General features: G+C 63.0%; 14 protein-coding genes. 4 read left to right on the top strand and 10 right to left on the bottom strand.

Annotated features, from left to right (window positions below):
* The 5 genes from EOD07_RS05165 to EOD07_RS05145 all read right to left on the bottom strand — a co-directional run.
* On the bottom strand, positions 1-248 hold a 248-nt coding region (locus tag EOD07_RS05165), incomplete at its 3' end, for a glycosyltransferase family A protein (RefSeq protein ID WP_164772070.1).
* Complete coding sequence (locus EOD07_RS05160; protein WP_127234221.1) at positions 248-1,000, bottom strand: glycosyltransferase family A protein; 753 nt, start codon at positions 998-1,000, stop codon at positions 248-250. The genes EOD07_RS05165 and EOD07_RS05160, both read right to left, overlap by 1 nt.
* 47 nt (positions 1,001-1,047) lie before the next feature.
* Positions 1,048-1,800 carry a glycosyltransferase family A protein gene (locus EOD07_RS05155; protein ID WP_164772069.1) on the bottom strand — a complete coding sequence of 251 codons (753 nt, stop codon included), beginning with the start codon at positions 1,798-1,800 and terminating at the stop codon, positions 1,048-1,050.
* Positions 1,769-2,845: a serine kinase gene (locus tag EOD07_RS05150; protein ID WP_127234219.1), complete on the bottom strand. Its 1,077-nt coding sequence runs from the start codon at positions 2,843-2,845 to the stop codon at positions 1,769-1,771. The genes EOD07_RS05155 and EOD07_RS05150 overlap by 32 nt, the downstream gene beginning before the upstream one ends.
* 37 nt (positions 2,846-2,882) lie before the next feature.
* Positions 2,883-3,311, bottom strand: a complete 429-nt coding sequence (locus tag EOD07_RS05145) for a PqqD family protein (RefSeq protein WP_041007503.1) — start codon at positions 3,309-3,311, stop codon at positions 2,883-2,885.
* Between the two features lie 611 nt (positions 3,312-3,922).
* Here EOD07_RS05145 and EOD07_RS05140 point away from each other — a divergent pair.
* Positions 3,923-4,129: a DUF680 domain-containing protein gene (locus tag EOD07_RS05140; RefSeq protein WP_040979868.1), complete on the top strand. Its 207-nt coding sequence runs from the start codon at positions 3,923-3,925 to the stop codon at positions 4,127-4,129.
* A 69-nt stretch (positions 4,130-4,198) separates the two neighbouring features.
* On the top strand, positions 4,199-4,432 hold the full coding sequence (locus EOD07_RS05135; protein ID WP_127234218.1) for a DUF680 domain-containing protein: 234 nt from the start codon (positions 4,199-4,201) through the stop codon (positions 4,430-4,432).
* Positions 4,433-4,526: 94 nt separating this feature from the next.
* On the opposite strand, the gene ugpC is transcribed toward EOD07_RS05135, so the two are convergent.
* From ugpC to EOD07_RS05110, 5 genes are all read right to left on the bottom strand, one after another.
* Complete coding sequence (ugpC, locus tag EOD07_RS05130) at positions 4,527-5,639, bottom strand: sn-glycerol-3-phosphate ABC transporter ATP-binding protein UgpC (protein ID WP_127234217.1); 1,113 nt, start codon at positions 5,637-5,639, stop codon at positions 4,527-4,529.
* A gap of 33 nt (positions 5,640-5,672) precedes the next feature.
* Positions 5,673-7,349: an alpha-glucosidase gene (locus EOD07_RS05125; RefSeq protein ID WP_127234216.1), complete on the bottom strand. Its 1,677-nt coding sequence runs from the start codon at positions 7,347-7,349 to the stop codon at positions 5,673-5,675.
* A 4-nt stretch (positions 7,350-7,353) separates the two neighbouring features.
* Positions 7,354-8,508: a carbohydrate ABC transporter permease gene (locus EOD07_RS05120; protein WP_041003929.1), complete on the bottom strand. Its 1,155-nt coding sequence runs from the start codon at positions 8,506-8,508 to the stop codon at positions 7,354-7,356.
* Position 8,509: 1 nt separating this feature from the next.
* Entirely contained in the window at positions 8,510-9,523 is a 1,014-nt protein-coding gene (locus tag EOD07_RS05115) for a sugar ABC transporter permease (RefSeq protein ID WP_040979858.1), read from the bottom strand.
* A gap of 166 nt (positions 9,524-9,689) precedes the next feature.
* Positions 9,690-11,045, bottom strand: coding sequence for an ABC transporter substrate-binding protein (locus tag EOD07_RS05110; protein ID WP_041003933.1), 1,356 nt, complete (start codon positions 11,043-11,045; stop codon positions 9,690-9,692).
* Between the two features lie 361 nt (positions 11,046-11,406).
* Here EOD07_RS05110 and EOD07_RS05105 point away from each other — a divergent pair, with 361 nt between their 5' ends.
* Together EOD07_RS05105 and EOD07_RS05100 are read left to right on the top strand one after the other, a co-directional pair.
* Entirely contained in the window at positions 11,407-12,429 is a 1,023-nt protein-coding gene (locus EOD07_RS05105) for a substrate-binding domain-containing protein (RefSeq protein ID WP_073989937.1), read from the top strand.
* A 139-nt stretch (positions 12,430-12,568) separates the two neighbouring features.
* Positions 12,569-13,915, top strand: coding sequence for an FAD-binding oxidoreductase (locus tag EOD07_RS05100; protein WP_127234215.1), 1,347 nt, complete (start codon positions 12,569-12,571; stop codon positions 13,913-13,915).
* Positions 13,916-14,200 lie beyond the last annotated feature (285 nt).

Genomic DNA, 14,200 nt, shown 5'->3' with positions numbered 1-14,200 from the left:
GCGATGAAGGGCGTCGACAGCGCGGCGATGCCGCGCGTGGTCGCGCTGCCCGGCCCGGCATTGTCCTGGCGCATAAGCCTGAGCGGCAGGTCGATGCCGGCGATCGCGGCGGCGAGATCGTCGGTCGAACCGTCGTCGACCACCACGACCAGCTCGGGCCGCGGCGTCTGCGCCGCGACCGATCGCAGCGTCTCCGCGATCGTGGCGCTGGCATTGTAAGCCGGAATGACGACGCCGTATCCGCTCATCACATGAACCGCCAGTCCGCGAGTTTCTTCAATTCGAATATGCCGTCGATCGGCTTGAGCGACGGATTGGCCCTGCGCCGCTTCATCGATTTATAGATCGCGCGCAGGAACTCGCGCGACTGCACGTCTTCCTGCCTTGTCATGTTGCCGGCGTGCCGCCGGTAATAAAGCGCCAGCGTGTCCGGGAGCACGTAGCGGGGGCCAATTTCGAAACCGCGCAGCAGGAAGTCCGTATCCTCGGCCTGGACGAAATCCTCGTCGAAACCGCCGATCCGGTCGACCAGACGACGCGAGAAGATCGCGGACGACAGATGGATGCCGCGAACGGTGATGCTGTTGCTGTCCGGAGTCGGCTCCAGCGTCTCGTCATCGATCCTGTCGACCAGCATCATCCGGGAATAGGTCAGCTCGAGCGCGGGATCTCGCCTGAAAAGGTCCAGATCCGCCGCGAAACGCCCGGCCGGCGAGATGTCGTCGGAATCGAGAAAGGACACCAGTTCGGTTCCCGGCTCGAGCCGCCTGAGTCCGCTGTTGCGTGCCCGGGTCACGCCCATGTTCTCCTGCTGGAACAGCCGGATGCAGGGTGCTTCCTGCATCATGGCGCGCACAGCTTGAGCCGAACCGTCGGTCGAGCCGTCATCGATGACGATGATGTCGAGATCGGCGGCGTCGCGCTGCCTCAGCAGCGAGCGTAGCGCCGCGCGCACATAGGTCTCGCGGTTGTGGACCGGCATGATCACGGAGAGCCTCATCCGAGGCTCCGGAATTGTTTTGTGCGATTCAGCCCCCCCGGCTTCCATCACATGCCCTGCCAGTCCGGCGGGCTCTTATACTCGAAGAAGCCCGGAGCCTCGCGCAGCGAAGGGTCTGCCCTGCGCCGTCGCATCGATTTGTGGATCGCCCGCAGATGGTCACGGAGCCGGCCGTCATTCTCCCGGGTGGCGTTCCCCGCATGGCGCCGGTAATAGATCGCGACGCTGTCCAGTAGCTCGTAACGGGGGCCCGTTTCGAAGACGCGCAGCAGATAATCCGTGTCCTCCGACAATTCGAACTCCTCGTCGAACCAGCCGACGCGATCGACAAGCGCCCGGCTGAACAGAGCGGTGCTCAGGGAGAGCCCGCGAAGCGTCATCATACGGCTGTCCGGGGCCGGCTCCAACGTCTCGTCGTCGATCCGGTCGACCAACGTCATCAGCGAGTAAGTCAGATCGAGGCCGGGACGCGTTTCGAAGTGGACGAGATCGGCCTTGAACCGACCGGCAAGCGAAATGTCGTCGGAATCGAGGAAGGACACGAAGCCGGCATCCGCCGGCAACTGCCGCAACCCGGCATTACGGGCAGCCGCAACGCCCATATGAGCGTGCCGGAACAGGCGGATGCAAGGGTTCTCGTCGGCCATGGAGCGAACCGCCTCGGCCGATCCGTCCGTCGAGCCGTCGTCGATGACGATGATGTCGAGGTCGGCGGCGTCGCGCTGCCGCAGCAGCGAGCGCAGGGCCGGGACGACGAAGCGCTCGCGGTTATGGACCGGCATGATCACGCTCAGCTTCATCGGGCGCCCGCGCAAGGAAATCCGCAATCGTACCGGCGATCTCCTCCGGACGCGTCCCGAGGAAAAGCCGGTAGCACGGCAAAAGTCGTGTGAGATCGCTGAAGAAGCGAAAGCCGCTTTCCCGCTCGCCAGGCATCTGCGCGATACCGGACGACGCCAGCGCGATCATTGCATCCCTGCGCGACATCGGCACGATCGAACTTGTCTCGCCGTCACCGATATGTGGCACCATCAACATAAGGATGTCCAGGGTTGCAGGTACTGGCCGCGGCGCGATCTCATCAATGTGAAAGGCATGTTTTCCTTGCCAGTTGAGCGGGCGGTCGGTGCCCAGCCGGCTTCCCAGGCCAAGCCGGGCGAAACCCTTCGGATCCTGCTTCAGGATGGAAAACAGCGGTCGCGCGGTCACGCCGTTCTCGAGGTCGATAAGCACATAGTCGTCGCCGACGCTGTCCAGCCCGTTGAGCAATCCCGCAACGACGGTTCCGGATTTTCCCGCGCCGCCGGCGCCGGCCAGCAGCACGCCCTTGCCGTCGACGCCCAGCGTGCCGGCATGGGCAAGGCGCATGCCGCGCGCGGCGTATTCCCAGTGCAGGAAGGCGCGCAGCGGCGCTCCCTGCTCCCAGGGTGGAAACGCGTCGGCCGAGCGCATCAGCTGGACGCCGACGCGCCGCCCGGGGTCGTAGATCTGCCAGAAGTCCAGATCGTGGAAATGATGGCCGCGCAGCCCCGCCTCGGCGAGTTTCTGGGCAAAGCCATGTTCGGTGAAATGCGCATCGCCCCAGCTTGCCGGCACCGGCATGTCGCCGATGCCTGGATGGCCGATGAAGATATGGCATTGACGGGAGTCCAGCGGATCGCCGTTGGTTTCGATGAAAGCCTGATCCATGGCATCCGCCAGCGCGCCGGCATCAAGATGCGCGGTCAAGTCCAGCCCGGGCAGGCGGATTGCCCGCTGGACGGGGAACTGACCGGCCGCGCTCTCGGCGGCGGCGAGGAGGAAGCGGGCGTAATCCGGCAAAGTCTCGAGCGTGACGCGTGGCATGGTCTGTTCCAGCCTGGCCCGAGCCGTGGCCGCTCGCTCAGGATACCTGCTTGACGGCCGGCCAGCCGAGCGGCTCCTCGACCTCGTGGATCGGGTCGACGGTGATGAGGTCGGCAAGATCATCATGGACGCTGACATTGAGCGGCTCGCTCGCCGCCGCCAGGGCCGCCGGCAAATCGTCAGAAGAGGGCAGCGGCGTTGCGCCGGAGGGGGCCAACAGCCCAAGCTCGACCAGCCGCGCGATGAAAGCCTCGAGTGCATCGGCGCTGACCATCGCGGCGCCCGCGGCCGATCGGATCAGCGCCTCGGTGCCGACACCCGAGGACAGTGCCTGCCACACCTTGCTGCCGGAATCGGAGAAGCCGAAATACTTGCCGTTGGAGAGGTCGAGCACGACAGCTTCGCCGTCGAAGGATTCGAACACGATGTCCTTGCTCGCAACGGCATAGACCTCGGAAAGAGGCATGTTCCTGACCCCGCTCTGTAAGCCGGCTGCTGCCGGCCGCACCCTTGCCTGACCCCTGAACAATGCCTGTAAACGCTCGATCCTTGCTTGGCAAGGCAAGGCGCGTAGGCGCCATCGCGAACCACTTTAGGTTTTAATTCGCGGTTCAAGCCTCGATTTCCAGTCCCGACGAAGAGCGGCTGCGACCCTTTCCGGCACGAACACTCCTTGGCCTTGAGCCTGAACGTAGTTCTGAAAGCGAGCCGAATCGCCCTTCGGACAGGGGTAGAATGGTTAACAGTATCGAAAAGTGACTATTAGGAGATTCTAAAATCGAACTGAACGGTTCGTTTCTGTTGACGGTGCGTGCAGGACGGTGTGAACGGCGGCGCTCCGATACACTTGGTGAGCCAACTGTCAAATCGATATAAGCCATTGATAAAATTCAACAAAAATAAAGTCATAGGCATGCTTATGAAAACTTCAAGATGCGGATTCATGGTCCAGACGGAAAAACTTCGTGATTGGAATCCGGCAGTCGGCTCACCCAAATCACCGTTGTCCGAACGACGCGATTTCATTCCCAAGACACGCCGCTAGACGGACGGAATAAAGATACTGGAGTAGCAAAAATGAAAAAGATTGTTCTCACTGCCGCAGCCCTTCTGGCAATTTCCGGCAGCGCCTTCGCTGGTAGCGACCATTACAACCCGAATGAAGCCAATCAGGCGTCGGCTAAGGTCGACTCGTCCTACACGGCTTCGGTCCACCAGTCCGCGCCTGCCACTCAGCAGTCCGCCACGACGGGCGCCGACCACAACCTTTTCGGCAACAACTAACAGCCGACCTCGACCCGGCGGCAGGTTTGCCGCCGCATCGGTCGGACCATAGAATTCAGGAGCATTGAAATGAAGAAGATCGTTCTTGCCACGGCCGCCTTATTGGCCGTTTCCGGCGCTGCTTTTGCCGCGGAGAGCGGCCATACCGGCGAGGTCCGCGTCAACCAGGCGGCTACCGCCGTGGACACCACCCGCACGTCGTCGATCAACACCGACTCGACGGTTTACAAGCTGTTGAACTCGTCGAACGACGTTCACAAGCCGGCCTCTCAGGGCAGCGACCGTAACCTCTTCGGCCGCTAATAGCCTTAGACGGTATGAAAAAGAAAAGCGGCGGGCCCTGGCCCGCCGCTTTTCTTTTCCACGATGACTTCGTGTCCGTCGGAGCGCTTGAACCTCAGGCCGCCTTCGCTTCCTCGCGATGCAGCGTGAAGGAATGACCGTCGGCGTCGAATATATGCAGATCGCCGGCGCTGGCGTTGAGCCGCAGCGTCTCGCCGCGCTTGACCTCGACATTGCCCGGCAGCTTGGCAACCAGTGGCAGGTCTGCGCGGCCGATATCGATATAGACGAGCTGAACCTCGCCGAGCTGCTCGATATAGTCGACCTTGCCTTCGAACAGGTAGTCCGCGCCGGTGGCGATCGCGAGATCCTCCGGCCGCACGCCGAAGCTGACCGCCGCGCCATTCGCCGAGGCGGGCGTGGCGATCGGCACCGTCGCCTTGCGGTCGCCGACATGGCTGACCACGGTCGGATTGCCGGCCTTGTCGATCTTTGCCGGCAATATGTTCATCGCCGGCGAGCCGATAAACTGGGCGACGAACAGATTGCCCGGCCGTTTGTAGAGTTCCATCGGCGTGCCGACCTGCTCGACAACGCCGTCTTTCAGCACCACGATGCGGTCCGCCAGCGTCATCGCCTCGACCTGGTCGTGGGTGACGTAGATCATCGTCGTGTTGGGCATCGATTCCTTGAGCTTGGCGATCTCGATGCGGGTGGCGACGCGCAGCGCGGCGTCGAGGTTCGATAGCGGCTCGTCGAACAGGAACACTTTCGGGTTGCGCACGATGGCGCGGCCGATGGCGACGCGCTGGCGCTGGCCGCCCGACATCGCCTTGGGCAGGCGATCGAGATATTTCGTCAGTTGCAGGATTTCCGCCGCCTGGCGTACCCGCTTGTCGATCTCGGCCTTGCTTTCCTTGCCGATCTTCATCGAGAAGGCCATGTTGTCGTAGACGGTCATGTGCGGATAGAGCGCATAGGACTGGAACACCATGGCGATGCCCCGCTTCGACGGCGGCACGTCGTTCACCACCTCGCCGTCGATCTTCAGCTCGCCCGAGGTGATCTCCTCGAGGCCGGCGATCGACCTCAGCAAGGTCGACTTGCCGCAACCCGATGGCCCGACAAAAACGATGAACTCGCCCGATTTGATGTCGAGGTCGATGCCGTGGAGAATGTTGAGGTTGCCGTATGATTTCTTCACCTGGTTGAGCGTGACATCGGCCATGTTTTCTTCTCCCGTTGATCTCTGTTTGCAAGTTCAGTCGATGCGTCCGAACCAGGCGCCGTAGCCGCCGAGGCGGACCGGCCCATTGCCAGTCTGTCCCGAAAAGCCATGCCCGGGCAAGGGTTGCAGCGCGCCTTTGCCGAGATCGACCTTGGCGGGCTTGCTGCCCAGGTTGAAAGCGCAGACGATCCGCTCATTGCCTTCGCGGCGGGTGAAGGCGACGGTGTCGCCATCGCTTTCGATGAAGTCGATGTCGCCCTTGGCCAGCGCCGGATGCTGGCGCCGGAAGGCGAGGAAGCGGCGATAGTGCTCAAGCAGCGAGCTTGCATCGCCCTGTTGCACATTGACGGCCTGCGACAGGTGCTTGCCCGGCACCGGCAGCCAGGGTTTTGCGGTCGAGAAGCCGCCATTCTTGGCGGCCGCGTCCCAAACCATCGGCGTGCGGCAGCCGTCGCGGCCCTTGAATTCCGGCCAGAAGCGGATGCCGTAGGGATCCTGCAGGTCCTCGAACTTCAGCTCCGCTTCGCCAAGGCCGAGCTCTTCGCCCTGATAGATGCAGACAGAGCCGCGCAGCGACATCAAAAGCGCCGAGATCACCTTCAGATAGGCGGTCGGATCCGCTTCGTTGGCGGCCCAACGCGAGGCGACCCGCATCACGTCATGGTTGGAGAAGGCCCAGCACGACCAGCCGTCGCTGGCGACCGTGCCGAAGGCCTCCAGCACCGCGCGCACTTTCGCCGCGCTGATCTTCTCCGGCGCCAGGAAGTCGAAGGAATAGCACATATGCACGCGCTTGCCGTCGGCGGTGTAGGCAGCGACCACCTCGAGGCCGCGCTGGGAATCGCCGACCTCGCCGACGGCGGCCTGCGCCGGATATTCGTCGAGCAGCGCGCGGAAGCGCTCGAGGAAGCCGAGGTTCTCGGGGCGGCTCTTGTCGTAGAGATGATCCTGGTAGTTGTAGGGATTGACCGCCGGCGCCGTCTGGTCGTTGCGCTGCTCCGGCGGCAGCGGCGGATTGTCCTCCAGCCCCTGGCTGTGGAAGTAGAAATTGATCGTGTCGAGCCGGAAGCCGTCGACGCCGCGTTCCAGCCAGAAGCGGGTGATGTCGAGCAGCGCGTCCTGGACTTCGCCGTTGTGGAAGTTGAGGTCCGGCTGCTCGGCCAGGAAATTGTGCATGTAATATTGCTGGCGGCTGGTGTCCCACTGCCAGGCCGAGCCGCCGAAGATCGACAGCCAGTTGTTGGGCGGCGTGCCGTCGGGCTTGGCGTCGGCCCACACATACCAATCGGCCTTCGCATTGCTTCGGCTGGAACGGCTTTCCTTGAACCAGGGGTGGATGTCGGCGGTGTGCGACAGCACCTCGTCGATCATCACCTTGAGGCCGAGTCGATGGGCTTCCGTCACCAGCGCGTCGAAATCGGCGAGCGTGCCGAACATCGGGTCGACGTCGCAATAATCCGACACGTCGTAGCCGAAATCCTTCATCGGCGATTTGAAGAAGGGCGAGATCCAGATGGCGTCGACGCCGAGCGAAGCGATGTAAGGCAGGCGCTGAACGATGCCCTTCAGGTCGCCGATGCCGTCGCCGTTGGAGTCTTGGTAGGAGCGCGGATAGATCTGGTAGATCACCGCGCCCCGCCACCAGTCGCGGTCGATGGCGGGATCTGGGGCGGTGTCTGGTCTGGAAGTCGCCTTCAAAGCCGATTGCATGTCTTCAACCTCCTTTCACCGAGCCGGCGAGCAGCCCGCGGACGAAATAGCGCTGCAGCGAGAAGAACACGATCAGCGGCACGATGATGGTGATGAACGCCGATGTCGTCAGGATCTCCCAATTGCCGCCGCGCGAGCCGAGCAGCGCGTTGAGCTTGGCCGTCAGCACGATCTGGTCGGGCGCCGTGCCGAGGAAAACCATCGCCACCAGCAGATCGTTCCATACCCACAGGAACTGGAAGATGGCGAAGGAGGCAAGCACCGGGAAGGACAGCGGCAGCACGATCTTGACGAAGATCTCGAAGTCGCTGGCGCCGTCGATGCGCGCCGATTCCATGATCTCGCGCGGCAGGCCGGCGATGTAGCTCCTGAGCAGGTAGATGGCGAAAGGCAGGCCGAAGCCGGTATGCGCCAGCCAGATGCCGAGATAGGTCTTGGACGGCACGCCGAAGAAGGTGCCGACGCCGTTGTAAAGCCTGAGCAGCGGGATCAACGACATCTGCAGCGGCACCACGAGAAGACCGATGATGACCGCGATCAGCAGCGCCCGGCCGGGAAAGCGCATCCAGGCCAATGCGTAAGCCGCGAAGGCGGCGATCAGGATCGGGATCACCGTCGCCGGAATGGTCACCGTCAGCGAGTTCATGAAGGAGCGGCCGATGCCTTCCGAGAACAGCACGGCATCGTAGTTCTCCGTGGTGAATTTCGGCGGTGCCGAGGAAGCGAAATAGACGCGCTGGCCGCGGTCGCCCTCGAAGGCTTTCGGTGACGACAGCACGAAGCCGCCATCGGCATTCATCTGCAGGGTGGCGCCGTCATTGAGGTCGGCGACCGAACCCGCCTTGTACTGCGTCGGCGCCGAAGATTTCACGCCGAAGGCGCTGATCTCGCGCTTGGGGCCATCGCCAAAGATGTTGCCTTCGATGACGTATTTGCCGTCCTTCTGGGTTTGCGCCGACGCGCCCGGCAACCGTCCAGCCTCGCTCTGGCTGGAACTGGCGAAGGAGTTCCACCAGCCCGACGCGACGATCTGGTCCTTGTCGCGCAGCGAGGAGACGAGGATGCCGAGGGTGGGGATGGTCCAGATCGCCACGAAGACGAGCACGGCGATATGGACGCCGAAACGGCCGATGAACGATTTTCCGGTCTTGGTCGCCATCTCAGTGCCCTCCCGTCTCTTTGTTGGCCTGGCGGATGTTCCAGACCATGATCGGAATGACCGCGATCATGATGATGATGGCGATGGTGGCGCCGCGGCCGAAATCGCCGCCGCCGCGGAACATCCAGTCGAACATCAGATTGGCCAGCACCTGGCTGTTCCACTGACCGTTGGTCATGGTCAGCACGATGTCGAAGACTTTCAGCACCAGGATGGTGATGGTGGTCCAGACAACCGCGATCGTGCCCCAGATCTGCGGCACCATGATCTTCCAGAAGATCTGGAACGGGTTGGCCCCGTCGATCACCGCCGCCTCCAGCGTCTCTTCCGGGATGCCGCGCAGCGCCGACGACAGGATGACCATGGCAAAGCCGGTCTGGATCCAGATCAGGATCACCATCAGGAAGAAATTGTTCCAGAACGGCAGCGATATCCACACCTGCGGCTGGCCGCCGAAATACTGGATGATGGCGTTGAGCAGGCCGATCTGCACCTGGCCTTCGCCGCGATACTCGTAGATGAATTTCCAGATCACGCTGGCGCCGACGAAGGAGATGGCCAAGGGCAAGAAGATCAGGCTCTTGGCGATGGTGCCCCACCAGATCTTGTCGGTGAGCACGGCGATGATCAGGCCGAGGAAGGTGCAGGCGGCCGGCACCACGGCAAGCCATAGTATGTTGTTGAGGATCGAGTTGCGCAGATCGTGGTCGCCGGCCGCCCATTCATAATTGGCGAGCCCGACGAAGCTGGTGCCGCCGCGGTCGAAGAAGGAGAGCCATAGCGTCGCGATCACCGGGTAGATCAGGTAGACGGCAAGGATGATCAGCGCCGGGCCGACGAATAGCCACGGCCGCACATAGCCCTGCCGGCGCAGATTGTTGATGGCGGCGGCGCCGGATACCCCGCGTGAGGGCAAGATGAGGTCGAGCAGTCTGTTGGCGCCCCAGAAATAGGCGACACAGCCGCCGACGCCGATGATGATGACGAATATGGCCGAGAAAATCTGAGCCGCCATGGGTCCCTCTCCCTGCGCATGACCGGTCAGCCGAGGCTGGCGATCGGATGCACCGACTTTCGGTTATTCGGAACAATCGAAACGCGAAGGCTTCCGGCGTTGGCCGCCGGTCGGACCCGGGCCGTAGCCCGGATCCAGGTGGAGGATGAGGAGGATTTCAGGACGCTTACTTGATGCCGTCCCAGCTTTTCTGGATGTCGGCGGCGACGTCCTGCGCGGACTTGCCGCCGACCAGGTCGACCATGCCGGTCCAGAACGAGCCCGCGCCGATCTTGCCGGGCATCAGGTCGGACCCGTCGAACCGCACCGTCGTGGCGCCGACCAGGATCTCGCCCTGCTTCTTCAGCGCCTCGCTGCCATAAGCCTCCTTGTTGGCGGCCTTGAACGGGGTGACGAAGCTCTTCTGCGCCATCCACAATTCATGCGCGAGCGGCATCTCGAGGAACTTGATGAACTCGCGCGAGGCCTTGGAATCCTTGGTGATCATCACCAGCGTTCCGGCCACTTCCAGCGGCGTGCCCAGTTCCGGCTTGGAGGCGTAAGGCGGATAGGGGAAGAAGTCGGCGTCCTGGCCGAGCTTCACGTTCTCCGGGAAGAAGGACGGGATGAACGAAGCCTGGTGGTGCATGTAGCACTTCGGCGGCACGGTGAAGAGGCCCTTAGGGCTGTCGCGGAAGTCGGTCGCCGCGACCGCCTTGGCGCCGCCGTCCACCATCTTGTCGTCGGTGGCGATCTTGCCGAAGATGTCGATGGCGTTGACGACGGCCGGGTCGGTGAACGGGATCTCGTTCTTCACCCACTTGTCGTAGACTTCCGGCGGCTGCGTCCTCAGCATGATGTCCTCGACCCAGTCGGTCGCCGGCCAGCCGGTGGCGCCGCCGGAGCCGAGCCCGATGCACCAGGGCTTGCCGCCATCGGCGATGATCTTCTTTTCGAGGTCGGCGAGCTCTTCCTGGGTCTTCGGCACCTTGTAGCCGGCCTCGTCGAAATTATCGGGCGAGTACCAGACCAGTCCCTTCACGTCGATCTTGTAGGGGAAGGCGTAGAAACCGGGCTTGCCGTCCTTGCCGTTATAGGTGCCGAGCTTGGCCCAGGAGTCGCCGGCGGCATAATTTTCCTTGATCCAGGCGGCGACGTCGTCGCCCAGCGGGGTGAGCACGCCCTTGGAGGCAAGATCCTGGATGAGGCCGGGCTGCGGCAGGACGGCGATGTTCGGCGGGCTGCCGGCCTGGGTGTCGATGACGATCTGCTGCTCGTAATTCTCCGACGAAGAGTATTTGACGTCAGCGCCGGTCGCTTCCTGGAAATAGTCGAGAACCGAACGCACGAGCGTCTCGTCTTCGCCACGCCACGGTCCGAAGATCGTCAGCGTCTCGCCCTTGAGATCGACCTTCTTGAGGTCGTCGTAGTTCGACCAATGAAATTTCGAATCCTCGCCCGGCTTGAACTTCAGTTCGGCTTGCGCCGGCAGGCTGAGGGTGAGTGCCGCGAACGCCGCACCCAAGAGAAGCATTTTCTTCATCGCAAGTCCTCCCAGTGGTCACAAACAGGACGAAACCTCCATTTCGTCCGCCGACGCCCGCGGAACTGTGACTCAGCGAAAGGGCAACCGCAACCTTTCGAAGAGACTTCCAAAGCGCTTTGGCTGTTTCGATCTCGCCATTGAATCGCTTGAGAGTCAAGTGGGCGCGTTCATTAATCGATTTAAATTCCTCGGGATCGGATAGAAAAACTGCACTGCAGCATGCTTTTTTGGCGCTGCAGCAGCAATTTTGCTTCAAACGACGCCGGCGGGGCTTTAAGGTCCCCTTGTGCTTGGCGGCCTTGCCAACAATCATCGGATCGATTCAAATTTGAAAGCGCTTTGAGACTGGAGGCCTCCGATGAACCTCAAGCAACTCTCGCATATGCTGTCGCTCTCGCAGACCACGGTGAGCCGGGCGCTGAACGGCTATCCCGAGGTCAATGAGGAAACCCGGCGCCGGGTCATGGATGCCGCCAAGCGCCATGGCTACCGGCCGAACCCCAGCGCGCGCCGGCTTGCCACGGGCAAGTCGGGAATGATCGGCTATGTGTTGCCGACGGGTGCTGCCGTCGACATCGATCCGCATTTCGTCGAGTTCCTCTCCGGTCTCGGCGACTATGCCCGCGCGCACGAGCTCGACCTCGTGCTTTCGCCCGCCGATGCAGACGACGAGGAAACCACCTACCGCCGCATCGTCGCCAACCGGCAGGTCGACGCCGTCTACATCTCCTCGCCGCGTCCGGCCGACAAGCGACTGGCGCTGGTCAACACGCTGGGCATCCCCTTCATCGTCCATGGCCGCAGCGAGGGCTTCGACTTCGACTATCCCTATCTCGACATCGACAATGAGGGCGCCTTCCACGAAGCGGCGCGGCTGCTGATCCAGCTCGGCCACAAGCGGCTGGCGCTGATCAACGGCAACGAGCGCGAGACCTTCGCCATCCACCGCGAGCGCGGCGTGCGCCGCGCGCTCGCCGCGAGCGGGCTGACGCTTGGCGAGCGCCATATCCGCTCGGTGACCATGACCGAGGAGAACGGCTACCGCGCCGCCCGCCGCCTGCTCGAAGAGGCCGAGCCGCCGACGGCGATCGTCTGCTCCAGCCTGATCATGGCGCTCGGCGTCGTGCGCGCCGTGCGCGATCTCGGCCTGACCATTCCGGGCGACCTCTCGCTGGTCGCCCATGACGACGTCTTCCCCTGGCTGCGGCCGGAGAATTTTCCCGTGCCGTTGTCGACGACGCGCTCCTCGATCCGCCTCGCCGGCGCGCGTGTCGCCGAGCGGCTCGCGGCGCGGATTTCGGGGCTCGAAGAGGGGGCACGCGGCGAGGTCTGGCCGGTGGACCTGGTGGTGCGCGGATCGGTGGCTGGGGCGCCCGGGTAGGGTCCGTCCAACAGCTTTGCCTATGGCTCCTTCCGGCCACTCTTTACCTCGTGGGACAACGATCCGCCTTCGGCTGCTCCTGATGTCGGACGGTGACAACCGGTAAGCCAGAACCATCAACCAGTCCCGGGTGCGCCATTTGCCGACATTCCCGTTCACCGAAGCAGATCCAATCCAACACCCTGGGCCGCCGCCCAAGGCTTCGGAGGTGGTGATTGTGGGTGGCGGTGTCATCGGCGTGACGACGGCCCTCTTCCTTGCGAGCCGGAACATTCCGGTGACGCTGCTGGAAAAGGGCCGGATAGCCGCCGAACAGTCCTCGCGAAACTGGGGATGGATCAGAAAGCAGGGACGGGACGCCGATGAACTGCCGATCGTCATCGAGGCTTGCCGCCTATGGCGGCAACTGGCCGATGAGTGCGGCGAAGACATCGGGCTGAACCAGACAGGCGTGACCTACCTGGCGAACGCCGACAAGGACATGGCCAAGTTCGAAGAGTTCATGAGGATCGCCGCGATCCATGAGCTCGACACGCGCCTCCTGGACGCGGGCGAAACCGCGAAGCTCATCACCGGCATGTCGCGCAAATTCAAGGGCGCTATGACGACACCCTCCGATATGCGCGCGGAACCTTGGCTGGCGGTGCCGGCGCTCGCCAGGCTTGCCGTGCGAAAAGGCGCCAGGATCGTGGAGAACTGCGCCGCGCGAACCCTCGATATCGCGGCCGGCAGGATCAAGGGCGTGTGGACCGAGGCGGGATATATCGAGACCTCCACCGTGCTGGTCGCGGGCGGCGCCTGGTCGTCCCTGTTCCTGGCGAGGCACGGCGTGTCCATCCCCCAGCTCAGCGTCCGGGTCACCGTGGCTGCGACGGAGCCCTTGCCCGAGATCTATGCGGGCGCGGCGGCCGACGACCACATCGCCTTCAGGCGCAGGCAGGATGGCGGATACACCCTTGCCGCGGGCGGCAGCCACCTGCTTTACCTTGGGCCTGACGCGTTCCGGCACTTCACCCAATATCTTCCCGCCCTCAGGGACAATCCGTTCGGAACGCGCTATTTCCCCTTCGCTCCTTCGGGCTACCCCGATGGCTGGTCGACGTCGCGCGATTGGGCGCCGGATTCGGAGAGTCCGTTCGAGAGGATGCGGGTGCTCAACCCCGCTCCTGAGCCGGCAAAGCTTCGTTCGATCGAGCGCAATTTCAAACAGCTTTTTCCCCGCTTCGAGACGGTTCGCCTGAAGGCCGGCTGGGGCGGTATGATCGACGCCATGCCCGATGTCGTCCCCGTCGTGGATCGGGTCCAGGCGATCGGCGGTCTTTTCGTCGCGACGGGAATGTGCGGCCATGGCTTCGGCATAGGGCCCGGGATGGGCCGCGTCGTCTCCGACATGATCCAGGGAAACGAGCCCGGACACGATCTCAGCCGCTTCCGGCTGCAGCGCTTCTATGATGGAAGCCCTGTGCGGTTGGGGCCGGCGCTTTGAATGGCCGCCGGCGGTCCATTCTCCATCGCCGTGGCAACGGCAATTGGTCGATGGCGGTCACCGCGATAACGGGAGTCGACGAGACGCTCGTAGGGACAGACGAGACGCGTCGAGTTCCTTCACACCCCCCTCTGTTCTGCCGGACATCTCCCCCGCAAGGGCAGGGGAATCGCATATGGCTTTTTAGGACTTGAAGTTGGCCTGAGAAGGGATTCTTTGGGCAGGCAGTCGAATGAAGGAGAGACTGCCATTTCCAGCCTTGAGAGCTATTTTGGCGCGCTGCCT

It is taken from the genome of Mesorhizobium sp. M2C.T.Ca.TU.002.02.1.1, from assembly GCF_003997225.1.
Note: the sequence above shows the minus strand (reverse complement) of the source record. Positions and strands in the feature narration are given on the sequence as shown.

Coding starts and splice junctions, on each gene's coding strand:
- EOD07_RS05115 (WP_040979858.1), bottom strand. CDS start 9,523: ATGGCGGCTCAGATTTTCTCGGCCATATTCGTCATCATCATCGGCGTC.
- EOD07_RS05105 (WP_073989937.1), top strand. CDS start 11,407: ATGAACCTCAAGCAACTCTCGCATATGCTGTCGCTCTCGCAGACCACG.
- EOD07_RS05155 (WP_164772069.1), bottom strand. CDS start 1,800: ATGAAGCTGAGCGTGATCATGCCGGTCCATAACCGCGAGCGCTTCGTC.
- EOD07_RS05125 (WP_127234216.1), bottom strand. CDS start 7,349: ATGCAATCGGCTTTGAAGGCGACTTCCAGACCAGACACCGCCCCAGAT.
- EOD07_RS05160 (WP_127234221.1), bottom strand. CDS start 1,000: ATGAGGCTCTCCGTGATCATGCCGGTCCACAACCGCGAGACCTATGTG.
- EOD07_RS05110 (WP_041003933.1), bottom strand. CDS start 11,045: ATGAAGAAAATGCTTCTCTTGGGTGCGGCGTTCGCGGCACTCACCCTC.
- EOD07_RS05145 (WP_041007503.1), bottom strand. CDS start 3,311: ATGCCTCTTTCCGAGGTCTATGCCGTTGCGAGCAAGGACATCGTGTTC.
- EOD07_RS05140 (WP_040979868.1), top strand. CDS start 3,923: ATGAAAAAGATTGTTCTCACTGCCGCAGCCCTTCTGGCAATTTCCGGC.
- EOD07_RS05120 (WP_041003929.1), bottom strand. CDS start 8,508: ATGGCGACCAAGACCGGAAAATCGTTCATCGGCCGTTTCGGCGTCCAT.
- EOD07_RS05135 (WP_127234218.1), top strand. CDS start 4,199: ATGAAGAAGATCGTTCTTGCCACGGCCGCCTTATTGGCCGTTTCCGGC.
- ugpC (WP_127234217.1), bottom strand. CDS start 5,639: ATGGCCGATGTCACGCTCAACCAGGTGAAGAAATCATACGGCAACCTC.
- EOD07_RS05150 (WP_127234219.1), bottom strand. CDS start 2,845: ATGCCACGCGTCACGCTCGAGACTTTGCCGGATTACGCCCGCTTCCTC.